21 protein-coding genes are annotated in these 15446 nt (G+C 62.8%); 12 read left to right on the top strand and 9 right to left on the bottom strand.

Annotated features, from left to right (window positions below; genetic code table 11):
* Positions 1-119: 119 nt before the first annotated feature.
* Entirely contained in the window at positions 120-779 is a 660-nt protein-coding gene (locus tag FCU66_RS38425; protein WP_136622398.1) for a DUF2726 domain-containing protein, read from the bottom strand.
* Positions 780-950: 171 nt separating this feature from the next.
* On the opposite strand from FCU66_RS38425, the gene FCU66_RS38430 reads away from it, so the two are divergent.
* The gene (locus FCU66_RS38430; RefSeq protein WP_136622399.1) at positions 951-1511 is read left to right on the top strand and encodes an ankyrin repeat domain-containing protein; all 561 of its coding nucleotides are present in this window, start codon (positions 951-953) and stop codon (positions 1509-1511) included.
* Positions 1512-1555: 44 nt separating this feature from the next.
* On the opposite strand, the gene FCU66_RS38435 is transcribed toward FCU66_RS38430, so the two are convergent.
* Both FCU66_RS38435 and FCU66_RS38440 read right to left on the bottom strand, forming a co-directional pair.
* Entirely contained in the window at positions 1556-2083 is a 528-nt protein-coding gene (locus FCU66_RS38435; RefSeq protein WP_136622400.1) for a gamma carbonic anhydrase family protein, read from the bottom strand.
* A gap of 19 nt (positions 2084-2102) precedes the next feature.
* The gene (locus FCU66_RS38440) at positions 2103-2444 is read right to left on the bottom strand and encodes a DUF6949 family protein (protein ID WP_136622401.1); all 342 of its coding nucleotides are present in this window, start codon (positions 2442-2444) and stop codon (positions 2103-2105) included.
* Positions 2445-2568: 124 nt separating this feature from the next.
* On the opposite strand from FCU66_RS38440, the gene FCU66_RS38445 reads away from it, so the two are divergent.
* Complete coding sequence (locus FCU66_RS38445) at positions 2569-3300, top strand: hypothetical protein (RefSeq protein ID WP_136622402.1); 732 nt, start codon at positions 2569-2571, stop codon at positions 3298-3300.
* 67 nt (positions 3301-3367) lie between these two features.
* Here FCU66_RS38445 and FCU66_RS38450 read toward each other — a convergent pair whose 3' ends face one another.
* Together FCU66_RS38450 and cysE are read right to left on the bottom strand one after the other, a co-directional pair.
* Positions 3368-3571 carry a DUF3126 family protein gene (locus tag FCU66_RS38450; RefSeq protein ID WP_013531334.1) on the bottom strand — a complete coding sequence of 68 codons (204 nt, stop codon included), beginning with the start codon at positions 3569-3571 and terminating at the stop codon, positions 3368-3370.
* A gap of 151 nt (positions 3572-3722) precedes the next feature.
* Positions 3723-4571 (bottom strand): serine O-acetyltransferase, encoded by an 849-nt coding sequence (gene cysE, locus FCU66_RS38455; RefSeq protein WP_056584656.1) that lies wholly within the window; start codon positions 4569-4571, stop codon positions 3723-3725.
* 147 nt (positions 4572-4718) lie between these two features.
* Between cysE and FCU66_RS38460 the strand changes: the two genes are divergently transcribed.
* Entirely contained in the window at positions 4719-5324 is a 606-nt protein-coding gene (locus tag FCU66_RS38460) for an HD domain-containing protein (protein WP_136622403.1), read from the top strand.
* 30 nt (positions 5325-5354) lie between these two features.
* On the opposite strand, the gene FCU66_RS38465 is transcribed toward FCU66_RS38460, so the two are convergent.
* Positions 5355-6260 carry a LysR family transcriptional regulator gene (locus tag FCU66_RS38465; RefSeq protein ID WP_136622404.1) on the bottom strand — a complete coding sequence of 302 codons (906 nt, stop codon included), beginning with the start codon at positions 6258-6260 and terminating at the stop codon, positions 5355-5357.
* 121 nt (positions 6261-6381) lie between these two features.
* Here FCU66_RS38465 and FCU66_RS38470 point away from each other — a divergent pair, with 121 nt between their 5' ends.
* The 7 genes from FCU66_RS38470 to speB all read left to right on the top strand — a co-directional run bounded on the left by FCU66_RS38470 (position 6382) and on the right by speB (position 12255).
* Positions 6382-7374 carry an ABC transporter substrate-binding protein gene (locus FCU66_RS38470; RefSeq protein WP_136622405.1) on the top strand — a complete coding sequence of 331 codons (993 nt, stop codon included), beginning with the start codon at positions 6382-6384 and terminating at the stop codon, positions 7372-7374.
* Between the two features lie 104 nt (positions 7375-7478).
* On the top strand, positions 7479-8261 hold the full coding sequence (locus FCU66_RS38475; protein ID WP_246094200.1) for an ABC transporter permease: 783 nt from the start codon (positions 7479-7481) through the stop codon (positions 8259-8261).
* Between the two features lie 9 nt (positions 8262-8270).
* Positions 8271-9041, top strand: coding sequence for an ABC transporter ATP-binding protein (locus FCU66_RS38480; RefSeq protein ID WP_136622406.1), 771 nt, complete (start codon positions 8271-8273; stop codon positions 9039-9041).
* Positions 9038-9793 carry an SDR family NAD(P)-dependent oxidoreductase gene (locus FCU66_RS38485; RefSeq protein ID WP_136622407.1) on the top strand — a complete coding sequence of 252 codons (756 nt, stop codon included), beginning with the start codon at positions 9038-9040 and terminating at the stop codon, positions 9791-9793. Before FCU66_RS38480 ends, FCU66_RS38485 begins: the two co-directional genes overlap by 4 nt.
* Positions 9787-10494, top strand: a complete 708-nt coding sequence (locus FCU66_RS38490; protein WP_136622408.1) for an SDR family NAD(P)-dependent oxidoreductase — start codon at positions 9787-9789, stop codon at positions 10492-10494. Before FCU66_RS38485 ends, FCU66_RS38490 begins: the two co-directional genes overlap by 7 nt.
* A 12-nt stretch (positions 10495-10506) precedes the next feature.
* Positions 10507-11277, top strand: a complete 771-nt coding sequence (locus tag FCU66_RS38495) for a creatininase (RefSeq protein ID WP_136622409.1) — start codon at positions 10507-10509, stop codon at positions 11275-11277.
* Positions 11278-11289: 12 nt separating this feature from the next.
* The gene (speB, locus tag FCU66_RS38500; RefSeq protein WP_136622410.1) at positions 11290-12255 is read left to right on the top strand and encodes an agmatinase; all 966 of its coding nucleotides are present in this window, start codon (positions 11290-11292) and stop codon (positions 12253-12255) included.
* Between the two features lie 74 nt (positions 12256-12329).
* Here speB and FCU66_RS38505 read toward each other — a convergent pair whose 3' ends face one another.
* From FCU66_RS38505 to FCU66_RS38515, 3 genes are read right to left on the bottom strand one after another with little or no spacing between them, the layout of a single operon-like run.
* Entirely contained in the window at positions 12330-13097 is a 768-nt protein-coding gene (locus tag FCU66_RS38505) for an alpha/beta fold hydrolase (protein WP_168992207.1), read from the bottom strand.
* A gap of 20 nt (positions 13098-13117) precedes the next feature.
* Entirely contained in the window at positions 13118-13681 is a 564-nt protein-coding gene (locus FCU66_RS38510; RefSeq protein ID WP_136622412.1) for a DUF192 domain-containing protein, read from the bottom strand.
* Between the two features lie 25 nt (positions 13682-13706).
* Positions 13707-14303 (bottom strand): cold-shock protein, encoded by a 597-nt coding sequence (locus FCU66_RS38515; protein WP_136622424.1) that lies wholly within the window; start codon positions 14301-14303, stop codon positions 13707-13709.
* Positions 14304-14519: 216 nt separating this feature from the next.
* Here FCU66_RS38515 and FCU66_RS38520 point away from each other — a divergent pair, with 216 nt between their 5' ends.
* Positions 14520-14960: a VOC family protein gene (locus FCU66_RS38520; RefSeq protein ID WP_136622413.1), complete on the top strand. Its 441-nt coding sequence runs from the start codon at positions 14520-14522 to the stop codon at positions 14958-14960.
* 137 nt (positions 14961-15097) lie between these two features.
* Positions 15098-15391 (top strand): DUF2218 domain-containing protein, encoded by a 294-nt coding sequence (locus FCU66_RS38525; protein ID WP_136622414.1) that lies wholly within the window; start codon positions 15098-15100, stop codon positions 15389-15391.
* Positions 15392-15446: the final 55 nt, after the last annotated feature.

The raw sequence follows: 15446 nt of genomic DNA on the forward strand, positions 1-15446 counted from the left end.
CCCCGTCCCCAACGACCGGGTCAAAGGAGCCGGCCCCGTCCCCGGGCCGGCTCCGCCATTTCTGGCGGAGGCCGTCGAAAACCAATCAGGTTCCGAGATATCCACATTGCAAAGGCCAGCTATTGCGGCGCCGTGGGCTTGTCCACGAGCTTCTCAACCAGTCGCCTGAGTTCCGAAGGTGTCGTGTGACCGCCGACGATCTCATGGTAACTGATGCCAGCACGTCGCAGGGCTTCCTTTTTGACCGCATCACGTGCTGCTGCTGTGCCTTGGTGATGCGCATGGCCTTGGTATTCGAGCGCATGTCGAGGCAGACAGGTCTCGTCCACAAGAAGAAGGTCCACTCGTTTCGAGTTGATGCAGCTGTAGGCGTCAGCGTTCGCGCTGCGCAAAATTTCGCCCAGTGACACTTGGGCCATCACCTGCCATCCCGGATTGCAGCTGATCACCATGCGATCAAGTTCCTTGAAGACGCGCACTTCACTCCTGTTGAGGAGCGGTTGAATAGTGAAGCTCGCACCCATGACAATCCGCAACTGGTCAGCAGGATCAGTTGGTTTCGGTGGCGCGGAAACAGGCTTCGGGGCAACCCATAGGCCGCTAAGGATGTCGCCCTCGCTGCGCTCTCTCGCCCAGCGCCTGCGGTTGCTCTCCCTCCATGCCTGCCTCCGTTTCCTCGATAGAAAACGTTCCAAGGCAATGCCAATGAAGACGCCAGCTAACAGAATGCAAATTAGCGGAAGAATTTGCTGCGCTTGCTCACTAAGCTGGAATGGCATGCCGGAAAGCTACCTCCGCGATGCAGATCATTATTCAGCGATGACTTATATCAGCAATCCGTGAAAAGGTGTGCGCACCATCGACCTGCTAGGCGCATCGGACGACCGCCTTCCCACGCGCAAAAGATCGGGGCACTATAGGCCGTCAGTTTCGCCTTCTGGATCACCGCGATGTTGGAAATCCCGGAAGATCGATGCGAGCGTCATCGCCTGTTCAAGGCTATCGACGATGCCTTCAAGGCCGGCGATTTCGAGGGCCTTGGCGTGGCCCTGGGCGGCTCGCCCTGCTGGTTCGACGAGCGCATGCCGTTTGAGCTCGGCCTCGGCCATCCGCTGGAATATGCGATCTATTGGAGCCCCGTCGGCTTCATCTCGACCCTGCTGGATGCCGGCTCGGATCCGAACTACAGGGATCACGGCGGGTTTCCGTCCATCATTGCGGCGCTGTCCACTGACCGGGCCGACAGGCTGGACATTGTGCGGGTGTTGATCGATGGCGGCGCCAACCCCAACATGCGGGGTGTGAACGATTGGACGCCGCTTCACTATTCGGTGGCAATCCGCAGTGTCGATGCGATCCGCCTGCTTTTGGCGGCGGGCGCCGACCCGGCGCTCGAAACCCGCATCGATGACTACAGGACAGCCATCGAGGAAGCCGAGATTGCCGGCTTTGAAGCCGGTGCTTCATTGCTGCGCGATGCGATGGCCGGGCGCAGCTCTAACGGACAGTGAGTTGGGGCGCGACGAACCATCGCCGACAGGTGGCCAAGCTGGCCTCAGACCTTCTTCAACCTCGCCTTGAAGCGCTTGCCATTGGCAACGTAGTGCGCCGCCGAGCCGCGCAACCTTGCCACGGCAGCGTCGTCCAGAACCCTGATCGCCTTGGCAGGCGAGCCGACGATCAGCGAATTGTCCGGGAATTCCTTGCCTTCAGTGACCAGCGCGCCGGCGCCGACCAGCGAATTCCTGCCTATTTTCGCGCCGTTCAGCACGATGGCGCCCATGCCGATCAGGCTGTTGTCGCCGATCGTGCAACCATGCAGCAGGGCGCGATGGCCGATCGTGCAGCCCTCGCCGATCGTCAGCGGGAAGCCGGGATCGGTGTGCATCACCGTATGCTCCTGCACATTGGTGTCGGCACCGATGACGATGGGCTCATTGTCACCGCGAATGACGGTGCCGAACCAGAAGCCGGCATTGCGGCCAACCCTGATGTCACCGATCAGCGTCGCATCGGGCGCGATCCAGTTTGAGTCCGCATCCGCGAAGCTGGGCTCCGTTCCATCGATAGCATAGAGCGGCATTTTCGGTCTCCGAATCGTCTCAGGCTGGCAATTCGGACCCTAGGAGACGGATCGTCCATGAGGCAATGGCAAGCACGACGATGCCCAGCGCCAAGGACCAGGCAATCGCCGTGCAGCCGCAGGACATCAGCGCGAGCGTCGAAATGCGGCGCTCACGCCGGGCATCGATGGCATCGTTGACCAGCATGAAGGGCCCGGCACAAGCGGTGGCGAGCAGCGAGCGCAAGACATGTGACGGCGACACATAGGGTTCGGTGAAGGCCACCTTGCGGCCCGACACCAGTTCCATGGCCGACCCAGCCAGCCCGCAGGCCGTCAGCCCGACGACAAAAGCGAAGAGTGTGAGTTCCAGCGGTCCCATCTTAACTTTCCATTTACCATGAAATTGCACAGTCGTGCCATGAAGGCTGCAAGAGCCGTGCCGTGCGATGTGTGCCGCCCAGGGACACCAGAGGCGGACAGCCAGCCGAGATCCGAGGACTGAGATGAAGCAGGCAGCGCTCGCCAACGGCCCCGAACTCACCGTGGTCGATTCCAGGCTGATGAAGCGGGTGTTCTACGGGTTCGCGGCGCTGGCCCTGCTGTCGGTGGCGATCAGCCTTGGCGGCAAATGGTTCGGCCATTCGATCGCCATGGCCGGATACACCGACGACGCAACGGTCCACCAGGTGGTGATCGGCAACAATGTCATTGCCGTGCCGGCCAACGCCATCCGTTTCGCCCAGGCCCGGCGCGACGGGATCGCCCTGCGGCTCGACCTCTATCTGCGCTATCCCCAGATGGACGGCTACAGCGAGGCCGCGCGGGCCGATTTCAACCATACGGGCACTGCCAAGAGCATCATCTTCCTGTCCTTCGAACAGCAGATGATGTCGCGTGACATGAGTGGGCGCTTCGCGCCGATCTACAGCGCGTTGATCACCCAGCCCGGCATTGCGGGGCCTGGCGGCACGACGGTGTACGCCTTCAATGAGAAATCAGGTTATTTGAACGAGGTGCTGGTTGTCGCCAAGCGCCCCGGCAAGGATCCGTTCGTAGCCCGTTGCCTGAGCGGGCCGAGTGCCGAGGAATCGCTGGCGCCTTGCGAGCGCGACATCCAGGTCGGCAACGAGCTCAGCCTCACCTATCGCTTCCCACGGGAGTTTCTGGGTGACTGGCAGGCGCTCGACGCCGCAATCGCCACCGAAGCCGGGCGCGTCCTGAAAGCAGAACATTAAGAACGCCTCGGGAGATCCGGCTGGCCGGCCGCATTCGAGGCGGATCCGGCCGAGCGCAAATTCTGGCTCAGGCCAGATCGATATCGAGGATCGCCATCGAAAAATTGTAATCGCCGTCGTCCTCGTCCTTGAAGACGATGCCAAGGAATTCATCGCCGACATAGACCTCGGCCGAATCGTCCTTGCGCGGCCGTGCCTTCACCTCGAGCTTGGGGTTCTGGAAGACGCGCTTGAAATAGGCGTCCAGCTTTCTGATTTCGTCCGGCTTCAACAGTCTTCTCCGATCATCGGGCTTGCTCGTTCGAACGCGCTTCTGGCACGTCGACAATGGCGATGTAAAGGCAAGCGGCCTGATAAGGCGAGACAACCACCCGCTCATGCAAGCGGCCGGAATCCGGCAGCAGGCGGCGGGACCGTGAAAATCAGATGTCGAAGCTGACGACCTGATCCATCGTCTGCGACGGCAGAAGCTGGTCCATCTGGCGCGACGGCTGATCGCAGCCGGTCTCGCCGACGACGCGAGCCGGCACGCCGGCAACCGTCTTGTTGTGCGGCACCGGCGACAGCACCACCGAGCCTGCCGCGATCTTCGAGCAATGGCCGATTTCGATGTTGCCGAGGATCTTGGCGCCGGCGCCGATCAGCACGCCGTAGCGGATCTTGGGGTGACGGTCGCCGCCGGCCTTGCCGGTGCCGCCCAGCGTCACGCCGTGCAATATCGACACGTCATCCTCGATCACCGCCGTCTCGCCGACCACAAGGCCGGTGGCGTGGTCGATGAAGATGCCCTTGCCGATACGGGCGGCCGGGTTGATGTCGGTCTGGAAGACCGAGGACGAGCGGCTCTGCAGATAGAGGGCGAAATCCTTGCGGCCCTGGTTCCACAACCAATGCGCCAGCCGATGCGTCTGGATGGCGTGGAAACCCTTGAAATAGAGCACAGGCATGATGAAGCGGTCGCAGGCCGGATCGCGATCGTAATAGGCCTGGATGTCGACACGCACGGTCGTTGGCCAGTCCTTGTCGTCAGCCAGCATGGACTTGAACGTCTGGCGGATGAGATCGGAGCCGATGTCCTGGTGGTCCAGCCGCTCGGCCAGCCGATGGATAACCGCTTCCTCCAGGCTGTCCTGGTTGAGGATGGTCGAATAGAGGAATGCGGCGAGCAGCGGGTCGCGGTTGACCGCCTCCATCGCCTCGTCGCGGATCGAACGCCAGATCGGATCGACCGGCTGCAATGCGCTGTGTCGGGAAATGCTGATGCTGTTCATCGCCGTCTCGTCCTGCGCCCTGCCGGGCTTGCCTGTTGCGCTTGCCTGTTGTCTGGCCGCACATATAAGCCAGATCATAGCACGATTGAACTCAATTTTCCTTAGTGCTTTGTCAAATGGATTTGGTTCGCGGGAATTCAAGCAGCCATGGAAAACGAACCCTTGATCGACGACGCGCTGAAAAGCGTGCTTTCAGCACTCTACCGGGCCGAGAGCCGCCACTACCACAACCTTGCCCATATCGAGGCGATGCTGGCGCTGGCAAGCGACTATCGAGGGTTGCTCGGCGATCCCGAAGCCGTCGAAGCTGCGATCTGGTTCCACGATGCCATCTATGACAGCAAGGCCAAGGACAACGAGGCGCAAAGCGCTGCCCTTGCCGAAAAAAAGCTGGCGGGCCGCACGGATCCTTCACGTCTCGACCGCATCTCGGCGATGATCGTCGCCACCGCCACGCACCAACTGCCGCTGTTTGACGACGCCGCGGCCACACGCGACGCAAGTCTTTTCCTCGACATGGATCTGTCGATCCTGGGCGCCGCGCCGGATGCCTTCGACGCCTATGAGCGCGCCGTGCGGCGCGAGTATGCTTGGGTGGAGGAGCCGATGTGGCGGGCCGGACGCAGTGCGGTCTTGAAGAGTTTCCTCGCCCGTCCGCATATCTTCCACACCGAAGAGTTTCGCCAGCGTTTCGAACCGCAGGCCCGGGAAAACGGGACGCGGTCATTGCAGGCCCTGCAAACCGCTTCGTGATCTTCGCCGGAGGCGCGCGTGCTCCTGGCCCTATCTTGCCGCGGGCGTTGCATCGAACAATGCACCGAGAAACGCCTGAACAAGCGAGCGCTGGGCGTCGGTCTTGCGATAGGCGACGCGGTGTATGGAACTGAACGCATAGGCCCTTGGCTTGATTGCCCGCATGTCTCCGGCCGCGACCCAGGGATCGGCAAAGTGGCACGGCAGAAAGCCGATGAAGTTGCCCGACAGGATCAGCATCAACTGCGCTTCCATGTGAACGACCGATGCACTCGCCCTGGGGTGTCCGACAAGGTAGAGGTCGTCGAAATGTCGATAGCTGCGCACCGAGAACCGCGCAGCGTCGACGGCGCCTTGATCGATCTTTGAATCGGGCACCGCAAAGAGTGGGTGCTGGCGGCCGCAATAAAGAAGATGCGGTTCGCCGCAATAATCCCGATAGACGACGCCGGGCGCCTTCTGCGATAGCGGCCCGATGACAATGTCGCGGCCGCCATCGGCGACTTGCTGCTCGAGTTCGGACGGCGTGCCCACCGAAAGGTCGATGAAGACGTCGGAATCCGGGCCCATGAAGCGGCTGAGAGCGTGCTGGATACCCAGTTCACCACTGGTGAAGACACCGTCCGACGTACCGACCCGCAAGCGGCCCGACAGGCTGCCGCTGGCTGCATTGATGCGATGTCCGAAATCGTCAAGGTCGCGGAACAGCTTCTGCGCCGCGTCATAGGTCGCCTGTCCGACCTCGGTCAGCCGGAATTGCTTGCGCCCGCGATGGCAGAGCTGGGCACCGATGCGTTTCTCCAGTTCCGCCAGATGCGTGCTGAGCGTCGGCTGCGACAGGTTGAGCGTGATTTGCGCGGCGGCGAACCCGCCTGAATCGGCCAGCGCCACGAAAACGCGCAGCAGGCGAATATCGATGTTGTCCAGCCGGCGCATACCACTCCCCATGATGCACGGAACGATACATCGATATTATTCGATGTATCGTTCTAAATAAACTCATTTACATCAATGTGAGAAATCGCGAGCCTGCGCGGAACAAAATTGGGGAACAATCATGAAACCGTTACTCGGCACCGCCTTGTCCGCAGCCCTTCTGCTCGCCAGTTCGCAGCTCGCCCTCAGCGCCGACCAGATCCGCATCCTGGCACCGACATGGCTGGGATTTGCGCCCGTCCATATCGCCAGCGACCTTGGCTGCTTCACGGCCAAGGGCCTCGACGTCAGCATCAAGTTCGAGGACGACCTGACCAACGTCATGGCGGCTATGGCGCGAGGCGACATCGAGATGCAGATGCGCTCGGTCGGCGAATATCAGGGGCGCCCGCGCGATGCCTCGACGCCCGGCATCATCATCGGCACGATCGATGAATCCGTCGGCGGCGACGGCGTCATCACCGATGAGAAGATCAAGTCGGTGGCCGACCTCAAGGGCAAGGTCGTCGCGGCAGAGCCCAACATTCCCTCACGCCTGCTGCTGCAGATGGAGCTGAAGCAGGCCGGCCTGTCGCTGAAGGATCTGCAGATCAAGGATATCGCGACGGCCGATACGGGCGCGGTTTTCGTCGATGAATCGATCGCCGCGATCGCGACCTACGAACCGTTCATGTCGCAGGCGCTGAAGGCCTCGACCCGCCCCGGTGCCCGCATGCTGATCTCGTCCAAGGATCATCGCGGCATCATCATCGACGCGATCATCGCCCGCAACGACGACTTCAAGGCGAACCCGGACAAGTACACAAAGTTCCTCGGCTGCATCTATGAGGCGGTCGACTTCATCAAGGCCGAGCCGGAAAAATTCGCCGACATGGCATCCAAGCATTTCGGCCTGACACCTGCCGAAGTGACCGACATCGTTACCTCCAGCCTGTCCTACACGACGCTTGCCGAATCCCTCGCCTATATGGGCAATCCTGGAGAAAAAGGCACGCTGCACGGGATCTTCGACACGGTGATGGATCTCAACCTCGAGAACGGCGCCGCCGACAACAGACTGGTGGCGGCCGACCAGATCGACAATTCGGCAATCAACAAGGTCCCGGCAAAATAGCGGCCGCATGGCCCGGCCGACAGCCTCTTTCGGCTGTCGGCAGCGATGTCATTCCGGCTTACCGCCAGTGACCGCCGTTCTTTCGATCATCCGGGGATAGTGATTTGTTCAGCAGCCTGTTTGTCTTCCGCGGTCGCGCGTCGCCGATGGTGGAGTTCGCCGTCAGCGTCGCCGCGGCAGTGCTCGTCGTTGCCCTGTGGGAGCTGGCGGCGCGAGCGGGCATCATTGCGCCGCAGTTCCTGCCGTCGCCGAGCCGCGTCGTCATCGCCCTGTGGACAATGCTGACCGAGCAGAACCTGCTCTGGCACGTCGCGGTTTCGACCACCCGTGTCTGGATTGCCTTCCTGCTGGCCGCCATCATGGCGATCCCCATCGGTATCATGATGAGCAGCTACCGGATCGTCGGCGCCGCCCTCGAGCCGATGATCGATTTCATCCGCTATCTGCCGGTCCCCGCACTCGTGCCGCTGTCCATCATCTGGTTCGGCGTCGGCGAGGAGACCAAGATCTTCCTGCTCTGGCTGGGCACGTTCTTCCAGCTCGTGCTGCTGGTCGCCGACGACATGCGGCGCGTGCCGCAGGAGTTCGTCGAGGTCGCCCGCACCGTCGGCGCCAATTCGAGGCAGGTCATGATCGACGTCGCCCTGCGCTGGATGGGGCCGACACTGCTCGACAATCTGCGCATCACGCTCGGCTGGTGCTGGACCTATCTGATCATCGCCGAGATCGTCGCCGCCGATTCCGGCATCGGCTATGTGATCTGGACGGCTCGGCGCTTCGTCAAGACGCCGGAGGTCATGGCCGGCGTCGTCGTCATCGGCCTGATCGGCCTGGTCACCGACCAGCTTCTGCGCCTGCTTCACCGCCGGCTGTTCCGGTATCTGTGAGGGCATGACATGACCGGATACGTTCAATTCGTCGACACAGCAAAATCCTTCGGCCCCGTCGATGTCGTGCGAAAGACCAGCCTTGGCCTCGACCGCAATTCGCTGGTCGTCTTCCTCGGCCCATCGGGCTGCGGCAAGACCACCTTGATGCGCATGGTCGGCGGCCTCGACGAACCGAGTTCGGGCTCGATCCTGCTTGGCGGGGAAAAGGTGGTCAGGCCGGACCGTCGGCGCGGCATGGTGTTCCAATCCTATTCGTCGTTTCCCTGGCTGACGGTCAAAGACAACATCGCCTTCGGTATGCGCTACAGGAAAGACCTCGGCGCAACCGAAAGGGCCGAGCGTATCAGCCACTATCTCAAGCTGTTCGGGCTCGCCGACTTTGCCGACTCCTATCCAAACCGGATCTCGGGAGGCATGCGCCAGCGCGTGGCCATAGCGCGCACGCTCGCCGCGGGTTCGGACGTGCTGTTGATGGACGAGCCTTTCGGCGCCCTCGACGCGCTGACGCGCGAGCGGCTTCAGGTCGAGCTGCGGCAGATCCAGATCCGCGAGGAGAAGACCATCATCTTCGTCACCCATGACGTGGAAGAAGCGGTGTTTCTCGCCGACCGGATCATCCTGTTCTCGCGCCGTCCGGCCTCGATCGTCGCCGATATAGACGTGGCGGCTGAGCTTGGCCCGGACCGGCCGCTGGAGATCCGGGAAACCCAAAAATTCTTCGAGCTGCGCAACAAGGTCCTGCATCTGATCCGCAACGAAACCGGAGTGGCCGTATGAGCCTCTCCTTTTCCGGAAAGACGGTGGTGATCACCGGAGCGAGCCGTGGCATCGGGCTCGGCATCGCCAAGGGCTTCGCCCAGGCCGGCGCCAGCCTGCACCTCATTGCCAACGACGCGGCCATGCACGAACGGGCCCGCGACTTGGGCGCCATCGGCATCGAGGCCGACATCGCCGACCGCGAGGCCGTCGGGGCGGCACTCGAACCGATCTCCCGGATCGACGTGCTCATCAACAATGCCGGCCTCGAGCTGATGACGCCGATCACCGACAGCAGCGACGAGACCGAAGCCGCCTTCCGGCGTATCATCGAGATCAACATCATCGGCACGGCGCTGGTCACCGCGCGCGCCTTGCCGCGCATGCAGGCGGGCGCTTCGATCATCAACACCGCATCGATCTGGGGCCGCGTCGCCGAGGCTCGGTTCGGCGCCTATGTCGCCTCCAAGCACGCCATCATCGGCCTGACGAAAACCTGGGCCAAGGAACTTGGATCGAAGGGCATCCGCGTCAATGCGGTCTGTCCCGGGTGGGTCCGCACGGACGCATCGATGCGTTCGCTTGGCCGGATGGCCGAGCAAGGCGCCGTCAGCGAAGCAGCGCTGCTCGAAGACATCGTCGGCGCGCAAGCCCTGCCCGGCCTGATGGAGCCGGCCGACATGGCCGGCACCTATCTCTTCCTGGCGTCGGACCTGGCGGCCAACATCACCGGGCAGTCGCTCGGCGTCGACAGGGGAGAAGTGCCTTGGTAACGCCGCTGCACGGAAAACGAGCGCTGATCACCGGTGCGGCCAGCGGCATCGGCCGGGCGACCGCGCTCGCCTTGCGGGACGCCGGAGCCATGGTTCTCGGGTTCGATCTCAAGGCATCCGAAGGCGATATCCCGATCCTGGCCTGCGATCTTGCTAGCGAGACCGACATCATCGCCGCGGTCAGGCAGGGAGCGGAACGGATCGGCGGCTATGACATCCTCGTCAACAATGCCGGCATCCTCCAGGAAGCGCCGCTTGGCGCTATTTCGCTCGACCATGTCGACCGCATGTTCGCGGTCAATGTGCGCGGCGCCATCATCGTGGCACGGGAAGTCCTGCCGCACCTTCCTGATGGCGGCCGCATCGTCAACATCGCTTCCGAGCTCGCCTATCTCGGCCGGTCCGGCGCTTCGGTCTATTGCGCGACCAAGGCGGCATTGCTCGGCCTGACCCGCTCCTGGGCGCGCGAGCTTGCGCCTCGCATCCTGGTCAACGCCGTGGCGCCGGGGCCGACCGACACGCCGCTTCTCGGCTTCGAGGCGCTGAGCGAGAGCCAGCGCGCGCTTGAGACGACACACCCGTTGGGGCGGATCGGCCGGCCGGATGAAATCGCCTCTGCGGTGGTCTTCCTTGCCGGCCCCGGCGCCACCTTCTTCACCGGACAATGCCTGGGCGCCAATGGTGGCGCGGCGATGCTTTGAAATGAGATGATCATGAAAGACCGAGTTTTCCTCGCTGAACTGCCATGGCCCGAAGCCGAGAAGCGGATCGCGGCCGGCGCCCCCATCTTCCTGCCGCTCGGCGCGACCGAGCAGCACGGCCACCACATGGCGATGAATGTCGATGTCGTGCTCCCCACCGCCATCGCCGAGACGGTGGCGAAGCAGGTCGGCGGCCTCGTCGCGCCGACCATCGCCTACGGCAACCGCTCGCAGCCAAGAACAGGCGGCGGCCCGGCCTTCTCCGGCACGATCAACATCACGGCGCATACGTTTTCGCTGCTGGTCAAGGATGTGATCTGCGATCTCTATCGCCAGAAGGTCCGGCGCATCGTTGTGCTCAACGGTCATTACGAGAACATCGGCCCGTCGATCGAAGGCATCGAACTGGCGCTCGACGCCATCGGCCGCGAGCGTGCGGCGGATCTGACGATCCTGCGCATCGACCATTGGGAAATGGTGCGCACAGAGACGCTGGCGAAAGTCTTCCCCGACGGCTACCCCGGCATCGAACTCGAACATGCGAGCGTCATCGAAACCTCGATGATGATGGCGCTGCGCCCCGAACTCGTCGATCTCGGCAAGGCGCTGCATGACGGGCCAGCGCAGTTCAAGCCGTATGATCGCTATCCTAGGCCGGCCGAGGAAGTGCCGCCGTCCGGTGTCCTGTCTTTGACCGAGGGCTCGTCGGCGGAGAAGGGCCGATGGCTGCTCGACGACTGCGAGACCCGCATTGCGGAAATCGTCAAACGTGAATTCTTCTGAGGTGCCGACACCATGAGCAGCAATTTCTTCCAGCCGATCGACGCTTCCGCCGTTCCTCGCTTCGCCGGACTTTCGACCTTCATGAGACTGCCGGCCGTGGCAAGCGCGGAGGGGCTCGACATCGCGCTCGTCGGCATACCGTGGGACGGCGGCACCACCAATCGCGCCGGCGCGCGGCACGGCCCGCGCGAGATCCGCAACCAGTCGAGCCTGATGCGACGCGCCCATCACGTCTCGGGGACCGAGCCGTTCAGCATCGCCAATGTCGCCGATGTCGGCGATCTCTCGGTCAATCCGATCAACCTGCTGGACGGGCTGAAGCGCATCGAGGACGGCATCGCGGCGATCGTGGCGGCGGGCGCTATTCCGCTTGCCGCGGGCGGCGATCATCTGACGACGTTGCCGGTGCTGCGCGCCGTGGCCCGCAAGGCGCCCGTCGGCATGATCCATTTCGACGCGCATTCCGACACCAATGACCGCTATTTCGGCGACAATCCCTATACGCATGGCACGCCATTCCGCCGCGCCATCGAAGAGGGACTGCTCGATCCGAAGCGCGTCGTCCAGATCGGCATCCGCGGCTCGATATACGAACCCGGCGAACATGACTGGGCGGTCGCCCAGGGCATCCGCATTATCTACATGGAGGAGTTCGTCAGGCGGGGTGCGGCCAGCGTCATGGAGGAGGCGCGCAGCATCGTCGGCAACACACCCGTCTATGTGACCTTCGACATCGACTGCATCGACCCGTCGATGGCCCCCGGGACTGGTACGCCCGAGTTGGGCGGTTTCACCACCCGCGAGGCCCAGGAAATGGTCCGCCTGCTCGACGGATTGAACATTGTCGGCGCCGACGTCGTCGAGGTGGCGCCGCCTTTCGACCTAGGTGGAATGACGGCGCTTGCCGGCGCGACGATGATGTTCGAGCTGCTGTGCGTGATGGCGAAGGCGGTTCAAGCAGCGAGAGCGTCGGACTGAGCGCAAGCATCAGACACCCGGCACAGTGGGCGGGATTTCGCCCCCATCGCGCCACCACTCCCCTCGCCGTCCGCTCAGAGCGGATTTTCGGCATAGAACTCCAGCACGCGCCGCTTGAAGGTCTTGTCCCCGACGGCCAGCATATGGTCACGGCCCTCGATGTGAAAGGCCCTGGCGTTCGGCATCAATGCCGCGAGTTCATCGGGCGAACCGCCAATGTCGTCGGTCGTGCCGACAGCGACCAGAGTCGGCTGGGCAATGCGGGCAATATCCTGCTCGCTCAGCAATTCGCGCGATTTGGCGATGCAAGCGGCCAAGGCACGGCGATCGCTGCGGGTCTGGTCCGCGAAGGCGCGAAACGACCGGCCGCGCGGATGGCTGGTCGCGGCCGGATCATCGGCAAGCAGGGCAGCGGCGATCGGATCCCAATCGCCGACACCGTCGATCATGCCGATGCCGAGACCGCCGAAAACCAGCGTCGCCACCTTGTCGGGATCGGACAGTGCCATGAATGCCGCGATGCGCGCGCCCATCGAATAGCCCATGACATGGGCGCGCTCGATGCCGAGATGGCCGAGCAAGGCGGCGGCATCTGAGGCCATCTTGACCGGCGTATAGTCGGCCTCTTCATAGCTCTTGGACGACGAGCCGTGGCCGCGATTGTCGAAGGCGATGGCGCGGTAGCCGGCATCGTTCAGCGTCTTGAACCAGCCGGGCGATACCCAATTGACATAGTGGCTCGAAGCGAAGCCGTGGATCATGAGCACCGGATCGCCCTCGCCCGATGCCGGCTGGCGGTCGAGGAAGGCAAGGTCGAAGCCGTCATGGGTGAAAAACTGCATCAGCGATCCCGCCTGCCCACTCAACCGGCACCGCCATTGGGCGCGTCGCCATTGTCGGCGGGCGGCACGCTCGGGCCAGACACAGTGCCCACGGCCGGATGGCGCAAAAGGTCGCCATATTCGATGCCGTTCCTGGCGGCCGTGCCGGCCTTGAGCTCGAGCACGAAGCGCACGGGTACACCGGGCGAAATGACCGCGTCGGATTGCGGCTCGCCGTGCTTGATCGCCCGGATCTTGCCGTCCTGGCCGACAAAGACCAGATCAAGCGGCATCGGCGTGTTGTGCATCCAGAAGCCAACCTGCTGCTGGACCTCGAAGACGAACAGCATGCCGTGGTCGTCCGCCATGTCCTGGCGATACATCAAGCCGGCCTCGCGCTCGGCCGGGGTGTCGGCGACTTCAATGGAAAAAGAGCGATCGCCGCCTTTCGTCACCACGACCAGTGGCGCCGGATCGGCCGGAAGGATCATCGCCCGGCTGTCCGCCGAGGTCGGCTTTTCGGAATAGAAGTAAGCACCGGCGGCGACGACCACGGCAATTGCGGCGCATATCACGCCCGCGGTCAGCCAGTTCCTATGAGCCATTCGAGATCCTCGGCCGGAAATCGCCCTAGTGCGAGACCGGCAAGGTCCCCATATCGGGGTGAATTTCGGCGGCCATAAGGCCTTTGTCGCCGCGTCCGAAACGAACCAGCACGACCTGCCCAGGCCGAAGCTCGGTGATGCCGTAACGGCGCAAGGTCTCCATGTGGACGAAGATGTCCTCGGTGCCCTCGCCGCGGGTGAGGAAACCAAACCCCTTGGTGCGGTTGAACCATTTCACCAAGGCGCGTTCGAGACCGCTCTCCGGCGTCACCGCGATATGGGTGCGCTGTTCCTGCATCTCGGCGGGATGGACCGCCGTGGTGACATCCATGGAGAGCACCCGAAAGGCTTGCAATCCGCGGTCACCGTGTTTGACGAGACAGACCACGCGCGCGCCCTCGAGGGCCGTCTGAAAGCCGTCCCTTCGAAGACATGTCACATGGAGGAGGATGTCGCCCGAGATGCCGTCATCCGGGAGGATGAAACCATAACCCTTGGCCACATCGAACCACTTGATGGCGCCGGCTACTTCGAGCAGGTCAGCGGCGTCGCCGCCTTCGTCACGCTGCAAGGCGTCGCCAAGGGTTCCGTCCCGCCCCGTGAAAGAGGCCTTTTCCCCCATAAGAATGCCCCCTTTTTTCAAGAACACCGCAACTGATTCTTGACACCAGATTAACACCGCGGCTTCCGGTGTGTGCAAGACCTGCCGTGCCTTTTTTCACGGTTCATTGGGGCAATACCGGATTTGTTCTTTGCCGGCATTGCGCACTGCCGCATGATTGCCCTTTGACAGGGCCGACCCTATGTTGCACCGCAACGCAATTATCGAGGAAATCACATGCGCTATCTGCACACCATGGTCCGCGTCGCCGACGTCGATGCCTCGCTCGATTTCTACTGCAACAAGCTCGGCCTCAAGGAGGTGCGCCGCTACGAAAACGAGCAAGGCCGCTTCACGCTGATCTTCCTCGCTGCCTCCGAAGACGAGCAAAGCGGCATCGCCGACAAGGCACCACTGGTCGAACTGACCTACAATTGGGATCCCGAAGACTACAAGGGCGGGCGCAATTTCGGCCACCTCGCCTATGAGGTCGACGATATCTACGCCATCTGCCAGCATCTGATGGACAATGGCGTCATCATCAACCGGCCGCCGCGCGACGGCAACATGGCCTTCATCAGGTCGCCGGACGGCATTTCGATCGAGCTTTTGCAGAAAGGCCCGGCCAAGGCCAAGGCGGAACCCTGGGCTTCGATGGCGAACACCGGAAGCTGGTAGGCTCGACCGGACGCCGGGTGTAAAATTGCCCGGCAGCCTTTGGCATTCGGCAAAACGACGCCTATCTGTCGGACTGTCGCGCTGGCCTTGCGCCGGCGCATCGTCAAATGGGCACTTGTCCCCTGGAGAATTCATTCATGCCGACCAGCCATGCCGATGTCGCCACCGAACATGCCAGCCGCTACCTGCAGCAGCTATGCAAGCACTGGGCGCACAAATTCCCGGTCGAATTCGATCCCACCCATGGCACCATCGATCTCTCGATGGGCCGTACCGTCATGGATGCCGATGCGACCGCGCTGCATGTCACGGTCTCAACTGACGAAGCAGGATCGATCGAGCGCCTGGAAAGCGTCGTCGCCGATCACATCAAGCGCTTTGCTTTCCGCGAAGAACTGACCTTCGACTGGAAGCCCGCTCCGGCAGCCTAGTCAGCGACTTACTTCCCACCGGCCTGAGCGGCCATCTCCAGCAGCGTCCGCACCG

It is taken from the genome of Mesorhizobium norvegicum (assembly GCF_004919685.1).
Classification (GTDB): domain Bacteria; phylum Pseudomonadota; class Alphaproteobacteria; order Rhizobiales; family Rhizobiaceae; genus Mesorhizobium; species Mesorhizobium norvegicum.